4 protein-coding genes are annotated in these 10,112 nt (G+C 44.0%); all 4 read right to left on the bottom strand.

Annotated features, from left to right (window positions below; translation table 11 throughout):
• Positions 1-1,771 (bottom strand): Ig domain-containing protein (locus ACH2DQ_RS23300; RefSeq protein WP_395028539.1); only part of this gene is annotated, 1,771 nt, incomplete at its 3' end.
• A gap of 295 nt (positions 1,772-2,066) precedes the next feature.
• Positions 2,067-7,040 carry an Ig-like domain-containing protein gene (locus ACH2DQ_RS23305; protein WP_394911907.1) on the bottom strand — a complete coding sequence of 1,658 codons (4,974 nt, stop codon included), beginning with the start codon at positions 7,038-7,040 and terminating at the stop codon, positions 2,067-2,069.
• A 134-nt stretch (positions 7,041-7,174) separates the two neighbouring features.
• Positions 7,175-8,386 carry a Gfo/Idh/MocA family protein gene (locus tag ACH2DQ_RS23310; protein ID WP_395028540.1) on the bottom strand — a complete coding sequence of 404 codons (1,212 nt, stop codon included), beginning with the start codon at positions 8,384-8,386 and terminating at the stop codon, positions 7,175-7,177.
• 10 nt (positions 8,387-8,396) lie between these two features.
• The gene (locus ACH2DQ_RS23315) at positions 8,397-10,037 is read right to left on the bottom strand and encodes an ABC transporter substrate-binding protein (RefSeq protein ID WP_394911909.1); all 1,641 of its coding nucleotides are present in this window, start codon (positions 10,035-10,037) and stop codon (positions 8,397-8,399) included.
• Positions 10,038-10,112: the final 75 nt, after the last annotated feature.

A 10,112-nucleotide genomic window follows, 5' to 3' on the forward strand; every position in this document is an offset into this window, starting at 1 on the left:
TTGATACCAGGGAATGCCCCTGTCTGCTGGCACGCTCCGCCCACACATCTGCCGAAAAATTCGGGTCTACAAAATATTGGTAGACAGGAATGCAGTGGCTTAATGCACTGACACGGCCTTCCTCAAACCATTTATTCGGTCGTTCTTTAACCTTCAGTGTATATGACTGCTGTGCAGCAGATCCGTCCCTGTCCGTCACCTGAACGGTGAAACTGTAATCTCCGGCATCTGCTTCTATTATTCCCCCTATGGTTCCGTCACTCTTAAGTTCCAATCCATCCGGAAGCGCTCCTTCTGTAATTTGCCAAGTATAACCCGGTTTTCCTCCATCAGCCATAAATTGGAAAGGCGATGCTTCCAGGTTAAACTGATCCCGATTATACTGAGATTCATTCCATACATAGGGCCACTCTGTATATCCCATAGGCAATACGTTCTGGGGCAGGCCTCTTCCCGGCTTTCCATCCTGTACCACATCATCAGCAGAAAGTCCAGCTGTGGTGATGGACAAATCGCTGTCTGTCCCTGTTACAGAATAGCTTATACCTTCCGGCGCATTTCCTTCCTGATCTGTGATCCTGCCATAAAATCCAAGATAATAAACATCATTATCTTTTGCGATTGGTACTCCATTGGCATTTTTATCATCTGTATAGGTATGCCTGATCTGAAGCAGAATCTTATTCCATCCTTCTTTTAGCTGAATGTCCTTTATTACCATATCCTTTTGAACCTCAGACGGCTTGGATGGACCTGTCACTGCAATATCATTTACATACAAACGATGCTCACCACTGCTGCCAAACCTGAACTGGACTTCCTGTTCCGTATCACTATATACATATGTATGAGCGTACACATATTTATTTTTAGTATCAACACCCTTCTTTACACCATAATAGCCGTATAAGTCCTGATAATCATCATAGGTACGGTTCCAGATACGGTCATCAAAATACTCCCATTTCTGTCCGCCAGGTGTCATGCTTTCTCCCAGCTTCGGAACAATTGTCTCCATTGCTGCTGCTTCCGTTACTTCTTCCGTTGCTGCCATTGCGGTTGCTTCTTCATTTACCGCATCCTCTCCATTGGTCTCAGCCATTGTATCAGAAATGCTTTTTACAGCTGATTTCTCATTAGTAAATGGATATTGATAAACTTCTATTTCACTGATTCCAGTTATACCAGGATATGGATCCAGTCCGTCATCCACGATTACCTGCAGAGATTTCACATTTTCTAATGGAATTTCCGGCTGGTATACTGTGGGATAATCAGCGCTTTGGCAGGTACTTTCTATTCGGATGGGATCACTCTTGGTGTCATCAACATAAGTAAAAACAAGATCGTACCATTGGTTTCGATGACGCCCGTCATTCCAGAGTGTGATCCCTATGCTTCCAGCCGTAATCGGCTCACTCCAATCCAATTGTGCCCAGCTGGGAATTTCTGACCCTTCTGTCACCCATTGGTTTCTGGTAGAGCCATCGTTTAGAAACTCAGGTGGATTTGAACTAAGCGTAGCCGACGATGCCGAAGCTGCTGCCTGCATAGCTAAATTTGGATTGTCAGGTATCTCCGTACCGTAAATTTCATCGGCAACGGGTGTTTCATAAGGCCCTGCCACCAACCAAGAATTTATGAATGGTGCTGTTCCTTTTACATGCTGCGCATTTACTATTAATGGATTCCAAGACCCTGCTGCCATTATGGCGGCCATTGAAAGTGCTGTGGTGCGCTTCCACAGATTTTTAGAAACTCTTTTTTTCATCTATAACCCTCCTGTTTTAGAATGAGGATACTTTATCACACATTTCACTGTTTTTAGACAATAAAAAGTACCGTTTTTATTGAAAATACCTATTTCTATTACTTCTTTTTTTAACAAAATCTCTTATTTTTATAGTTTTCAGTCTGAATCCTTAAAAAAACTATATAATTTTATACATAAAACCACCATTTATTCCTCAAACATAAGACAATACAAAAGCCGCTTCCAGACAAACTCCGGAAGCGGCTCATTTGACCCATTTTATTCATAAGATCTTTTCTTTTTTATATTCATCTTACTTTTTAATTTTTATTCTTTCTACTTTACTATATGCCCCGTACACCTTCTTTCCGGCAGAATCTATTTTGAATCCCCTCACCTTTACATAATATGTTCTGCCTTTTTTTAATTTCTTAATCGTCTTGCCGGTACCTTTTGTTTCTAATACCTTTTTTCCTTTTGTCATTCTGGAATTATTTCCATAAATGATTTCATATCCGCCTGCATTCTTTATCTTTTTCCAGTTTACTGCCATGCTGCCGGCTTTTTTGCTCTGTACTTTGCCGATGGATGTCTTACCTATCTTGATTTTCTCCCATTTCGCATAAACACTGATGTTTTTCCTGGATGTTGACGAGATACTGGTAATTCTCTTTTTCATTTTCTTATCGGTATACCATCCCTTGAAAGTATAGCCTTTTCTGGACGGTGCCTTTAAAGTCACCTTTGTCTTATAAAAGCTTGTCGGATTCAACCTGCTGTTTGTTCCTTTATTTAAGTGATAGTTGATTTTATAACCTACCGTCACTTTACAGGTTCCATATTTTCCGCTGCCATCTGCTGCCTGCGCTTTGATGGTCGCCGTTCCATAGCCTTTTGCAGTTACTTTACCGGTCTGGTCGACGGTTGCTGCTTTTGCATTGCTGGTTGACCATACTATGTTTTTATTTACTGCATCTGCTGGAGATACCGCCGCTTTCAAAGTGAAACTCTTTCCTTTTAATACTGTTTTTTTCGTTTCGTTCAGCGTTACTTTATTTACCTTTATTTCCGGTTTTGGATCTTCTTTCCCAGGCAATACGGTTACTACGGCTTTTGCATTTAATGCTGTACCATCCACGGAACCCAATACCATAAATTTACCGGGTACTGCTACCTGCTGATCTGTAACAGGCTCCCATTGTACTGCAGCCATGGCTGTTGTTCCATTATTATAGGACGCCTTCACCGTCTGGGGCAGCTTCGGAATTATTCCCTGGATTGTATCAATCTGTACTTCTTCCAATGCTGTAATTTCCGGCTTGTGTGTTTTTATGACATAGGTTTTTTCCACTACTTCACTGTAGAGAGAGTCACCTCTGATGGCAACACATTTTAAGGTTACCGGCTTATCATTTTCGGGCAGTACAAAGCTTCCCTCATAGTAGATACCATGTTCCGGGTCTTTGGGGTCACTTCCGTCCAGCGTGTAGAATATCTGGTCCTTTTTGGATGCAGGTGTTATTTTAACTTCAATCGGCTTCTCATAGGTTCCGGAATCCGGTTCTATACCCGGCTCAGGCGTCTGGACTTTCGTCACTTTCATATCGTCGATATCGTATTCTCCGCCAAGGGCATTAAATCCGATTCCCCCGGACTGCAAGTTGCCATCCACTACCGTCCCTATCAGATTTCCGTCAATATAACTGCTGATCTTATCACCATCTGCCACAATCTTTAAATCATACCATCTTCCGGCAAACGGAGGATTCAAAGGCTCCATTCCCACCTCTTCCGGTGTCTTGGTGAAGAAATCCTTATCACCGGAGGACCGCATATAGAATTTTAATTTACCTGACTTCTCCATCTTTAATGTATAGCGGTGTGGATTTGATTTACTGTTGGGATCTTCTTCAAAGCGGACGCCTGCACAAAACACATCATATGCTCCGCCAAGGGGGCCGTCCCCGGTCCAGCGATTCAAACGCACCTTTGCTTCCAGCACATAGTTCTTCCATTCGCTGCCGCCTGTATAATAGAAGGTATTATCCTGAGAATTAATACGAAGATACTGATTATTATCTTCCCTGATTAATTCTTTTACCATTTTTCCGCCGCCTACCCCTTTCCAGTCGGGCAATAAATCTGCTGCAGCCATGGCTGCTGGAGCCGGTTCTTCCATAGCCTGGGATCCCTTGTTTTGCTCTTCATCTGAAGCTATATTGATCATTTGATCTCTTGGCTCCGGTTCTTCTGTTATTGGTTCATCTGTCACTGATACTTCTGTAATCGGTACTTCTGTATTCGGTACTTCTGTATTCAGTACTTCTGTATTCGATACTTCTGTATTCGATACTTCTGCCACCGCTTCTTCTGTCTCCGCTTTTTCCGTTACCGATTCCTCTGCCACCGCTGCTTCCGTTACCCCTGCTTCCGTTTTCATCTCAGTAGCATCCTGGGATTCCAAACTATCATTTGCAATATCATTTTGTTGTAATATGCTTTGCTGTATTGCATCCTCTCCATGGCTTTGGTTACCGGCATCCTCTGTGATCATCTCATAACTTTCAAAGTCCTCTTCATAAAGTATCTTATCTTCCGGCTCTGCAGGCGGTTTAGGAAGCGGCAGTTCACCGGCTGGCGGTGCTTCTACGCCGCCATAAATCATAGCTTCATCGTAATACACGATGCCTTTTCCGGCATCACTTCCAATATCCAGGGTATCAAATCCGCTGCTGTTTACCTCCTTCACCAGCGTGTCGTCTATATACATCTGTAATGTACCGGGCGTACTGTAATCGAACTTCAGCTCATGCCATCCAAAAAGCCGCGGAACATTCGTTGGGATCTTTTCACCGTTTATGTTCATATAATAGCAGTCCCATTTCCCCCACTCAATGCCCAGGCCATACATTTCCTCTTTTGTTCCGGTACTTACATAAGAAAGCGCATTTGCAGAATTTTGGACGCCGGAGTCATATCCTGCCATATTTCTGGTCTGGCGGTCAAACATTTTAACGGTAACGGTTTTATTTAACTGATCCTGAAACGTTCTGGATAATACACTGTTCTGGTTCACGATGAGACCCTGTTTTCCCACAAACGGGTCTTCCGACATCCATTCTGTAGTAATCTCCGGCTGTGCATTTCGAAACGTCCATTTGCGTTTTTGGATACCCTTTTCAAAATCATCTTCAAAATAAATATCATCCGGCTTTTCACTGGTTTGCTTCTCATCCATATATTCGATTGGAAAGCCCTCTGTTAAACCAATCTTATCATACTCCATTTTGGAATCATCAAATTCAGCCAGATGATTTACCATGGTTCCATAATCGATATTTACATTATCAAAAAGGATATCATCTTTATACTGCAGTATGGTATTGACTTCAATGTTAAAGTTCATAGGATTAACGGATTTCACATTGTGAAGTTCAAATCCGGAACACCCCATATCCAGATTCATATTGTTGGGGCTTAAATCCTTCATGGTGGGATTAGCTCCTGTGCTGTCGATCACCATCTGGTTGATGATATTTGGTTTCCCTTTTCCGTCTTCATTTCCATGGAACAGCATACAGCCAAAGAATGCGCCGTCATCTCCGCCATCCTGCTGACAGTCATGAATGTAGCAGTATTCATACAGGTTACTATGGGTATATAAGTGCTTCATTGCATCATAGTTTTTGTCTGCACCATTTTTCTCCCTGCTTGTTCCCCCGGTGGTAAAGATCCCTCTTCTGGGTGAATTATAAACCTCAATATTAGAAAAGGTACTATGGCTTACCTGCTGTACCGTTAACCCGGAAGCCTGTCCGATCAATTCTCCTATATCATGGATCAGTACATTTTTCACCATATTGTCCCTGGCATATCCATTTCCGTTTTCATCTCCTGCCAGTCCCGGATAACCCCCGTCCATATTAATACCGCCATGACCGGTATAATCGATCAGGCTGTTTTCGATCAGTGCATTTGTGTTGGCATCATACATTGCAATGCCAAACATTCCGGAATTTGTCAGATGACAGGCTTCGATCCGAATACCGTCGGTATTTTTCAGGGTAATAACTCCGTAGCGGAAATCATTCTGTTCCCTCTGTTCACAGTAAGAAGGCTGGGTACTACCTTTTGATTCGTTTGGCCAGAATCCCAGTGCTGCCCCGGTATCCTTTGCATTCCAGCCATAGGCATACCAGTCTGTACTCTCCGTATCCTTCATTTCTATTCCCCGGAATGTCAGATTGCTGACTTTTGCATCTCTGCCTTTCCCCTCTGCACGGATTACCTCTTTTACCAGAGGGATAATTACCTGCTGGTCTTCTATATTACCTGTGGGATAATAATAGAGATCCCCGGTTGTCTTGTTGTAGTAGTACTCTCCCTCCTGATCCAGCAATGCCAGATTCCCCTGCAGAAAATATCTGGCATTGTTGCCGGTGGTATATTTGGGGCGGTACCGGGCAGAACCATCCAAATCGATCTCTTCATCTTTATAATGAAGCCTGCGCTGCGCCGGATCGATTCCTTTTAGGGGAATGGTATCTGTCATCCAGTCCCAGTAGCCTCCGTCCCACATATATATGGACGCATCCAGATCCCCTCTTGCCGCTGCGTTTGACAGTCCGTCAATCACCTGCTGCGGCAGATCCCCTTCTTTCCATTGAAGATCATGCATTCCGCCCCCTGCCGTAAACAAATATGGAGTCAGTGCCGCTGTAAATCCGGGATACTGGTCCAGATTAGGGTAACGTGCCTGGGTTGCCCTTCTGTCATTGACGTACAGTGTATTAAAGCTCTGCTCTGTCCCAACATTCATTTTATAGACATGGCCTCTAGCCTCCGCCGGGAGATCGGCGTCGTTAGCTCCTTCACTCTGCACCAGTTCCCAATTACTGTTATCCAAGGGTCTGCCACCAATTAATTTTGCGCTGGCAACCCCATCCTGGCTGGCATATATTATCTGATGACCATTGGTTCCGGAATCTTCCGGTCCAAATTCCACCGTTTTATCCATGTAATATTCCCCGCCATCCAGATACACATAAATATCACCTGTCATATCCGAATTGATTTTCTGCACTTCACTTTTGGCTTTTTCCAGGGAGGCATATGGCTTTTCCTGACTCCCATCCCCGGCAGCATCATCTCCTGCAGGAGAAATATAAATTTCTTTTTGTACCCCGGAAGCCTCTGCCGTCACGGAATAGGGTGCCGACATGCCCAGGGTGCCGGTCAGCATGGCTGCCGAAAGCAAAACCGCAAGCTGCTTTTTCATCTTATACATATCTCTTCTCCTTTTTATCTGGATCATCACTGATCCCATTATAAGTTTTGGTAACCGGCATTCCCTAAAAGCCGGATACAGTTCAGGGTGGAACACGCTCCGGCATAGTCCACCCTGTTAAAATCTAATCCTGTTTATAATACCGTTTTAAACGCTTCCTCTTCCGAAGATTTTTTTGCAGCTATACAGACCTTTGCACGTATAATCCCTTCCCTGAGAGATGTCACTGACTCTGTAGTTTCTCCCAGAATCAGCTGAACAAAATTCCGTGCAAGTTCATAATCTCCCCCGCCATGCCCTGCAGGCGGAGTGCCTATCTTAATCACAGACACCTGATCACTCATATGGTCGTATACCTTGATTTCATCTGTCGTAAAATTAAATTCTAAAGTTCCCTTGTACCCATACAACCTCGCGCCACGCCTTGCTGCTCCTTTTCTTGCGAAAAAGTTTTGTGAATAGACTGCATGCATACCGGATTCATATCGAATCAGCAGACTGCCGCTGTCTTCGTTTCCGGTATCTACTGCATAACAGCAATAATCACTTCTTGGAATATCATTTCTGGTTTTGGTAATATGATAGGTGCTTTCCATGCAGCTGCCGCAGCAATCACATTCACTGCAGCGCAGCCCTGCCTTTTTGTCACCTTTAAAAATCTGCTTGGACTTCATTGCACATACCTGAACCGGTTTTTCTCCCGTCAGATAATTGATAACATCCACATCATGGGTTGCCTTCTGTAAAAACATCCCGTGTGATACAGCCTCATTCCGATACCAGTCATGGAAATAGACAAAGCCGTAAGGAACGTCATTAAATGCCTGCACATGCTCAACTTTTCCAATAACGCCGCTGTCTATAATTCTCTTTGCTTCCCGCACCATCCTGGTTACACGAAGGGGAAAAGACACTACAACAGGAGCATGCGGTTCTCTGTCACAGCATTCCAGCAGCTCTAAGTCTTCTCTTGTGACACCTACGGGTTTTTCCAGAAAGAGTGGAATCCCCCGTTTCATTACCATTTCTGCCATCTGTGCATGGGTATCACAGTTTGTGCCTACCAAAACACCATCCAGTTCTTCCTGGTCCAGCATCTCTTGTGCCGTATCATAAAAGTGTATCGTATCTGGATCCATCTGACATTTTCTCCATAAGCCGTCAATTTTGTCAATTTCCATCTCATGCATGATTTCCCTGGAATCTGCCTTGGTTAAAAGCGCTTTTACACGCTCCGGATTTTTGTCAGCGATTGCTGTAATCTGTACTTTTTCTAATAGGCCCATAAATTCATCTGCCAGCATATCTATGCGGACACCATAACCTATTACACCCAGCTTTACCATCTTTCTCCCCCTATTTAGCCGCTTTCCAGGCATCCATCTGTGCCTGCTTTTCAGCGATGACGTTATCTACGCCTGCTGTTTCCAGTCTCTTTAAGAAGTCAGGAAGAGCCGTTTCGGGATCTACAGATCCTGAGCTTAAAGCCGGAACCATTTCCGTGATTACAGATGTACAGTTCGCCAGCTCCGTCTTAACCGGAGTCGGATCGAATACGAATCCGGTTACCGGTGAAATCTCAGCTGTCTTATCTTCTTCAAATACCATGGTCTGAGATTGTTTCTGCAGATCTCCTGCTTCATTACGGTTATACAATGCACGGGTAAACTCAGGGCTGTAAGACTGTCCGATCTGCCATTCATTGAAGTTAAAGTTATATTTACCTTCCTGCAGAGCATAAGCTCCGTCATCACCATATACGTAATCTACACCTTCTTCACCCTGTGTGATCAGCATATACAGCTCGTCATTTGTGTTCAGAAGTTCTATCAATTCAACTGCTTTTTCAATATTTTCAGACTGAGCATTTACTGCAACAGCAGCCGTAGGTCCTGCAGCAGCCGGAATCACGGTTCTGGTCGTGGAAACTGTCCCGGCAGGTGCGATATCCTTGGTACACATACTCATTTTTGCAGAATCTTCATTACCCGGGAAATCCACGCTGTCCGGCCATCCTGAGCCCACTTCGGCAATCATCTTCGCTGCTTTTCTGTCCGGACTGGTATCTTTTACTGTAGCTCCGTCTTTTCTGACATAACCTTTTTCATACCAGTCACGCATAATTTTACAGAATTCCGCAAATTCTTCCGTACCAAATTGATTGATAACCTTGTCCGGTTCTTCAAAACGGATCCAGCCTGGGGTAGCCATGTCGCCAACGGCTTCCATATCCCAGAACAACGGTTCATTTGCAAATAAATTCCAGGTGGAGGAGGTTTCCCAGCCAATCATGTCCGGGTGCTTCTCCAGCGCTTTTCCTATAAAGTCTCCGGTCATCTGAAGTGCTTCCAGGGTTGGTTTGCCCTTCACGGCTTTCCAGTCAAATCCCACTTCATCCGCTATATCTGTCCGGTAACGGAAGCCCTGTCTCTTTGCAACACCCCATTGCTGATAGTTTACGGAGCCATAGATTTTTCCACCTACCGTAACTCCTTCCCAGAGACCTGCCGGAATTCTTTTATAAGTTTCCGGTGCATATTGGGGAAGTAATTCCGTCAGATCCGCGTAAGCACCTTTTGCTGCATTTTCATAGAAATTAATACCGCCCCAGTTTGCAGTAAAGCAAAGATCCCAGGCATCTCCTGAATTAATCATCAGGTTCATCTTTTCTCCGTAAGTAGCACTGTCAATCATAACCAGGTTCAATTTCGCATTTATTTCTTCCTCAATAATCTGGTTCGCTTTTTCCATGATACGTTCAGCGTCATTTACCGGTCCGTTCATCATATAAAAGCTTAATTCCACCGGATCGCCGGAAGCTTCTTTTGTATCTTCCTTATTCCCGTCCTGGCTTTCACTGGTACCTGATTCACTTCCCGTATTCTCCGTACCACTTGTTTCTTTCGATGTTTTTTCTGTACCTGCTCCACATCCTGTGAATGTAGTTGCCAGCATTGCCCCAACAAGTAAGACTGCTATCAGGTTCTTTCTTTTCATGTTGTCTTCCTCCTTAAATTTTAATTTATTATTTTCCTGATTTTCATCAGTAAAAATCACTCTTTTACTGCACCG

The sequence above is a fragment of the Robinsoniella sp. genome, from assembly GCF_034124845.1.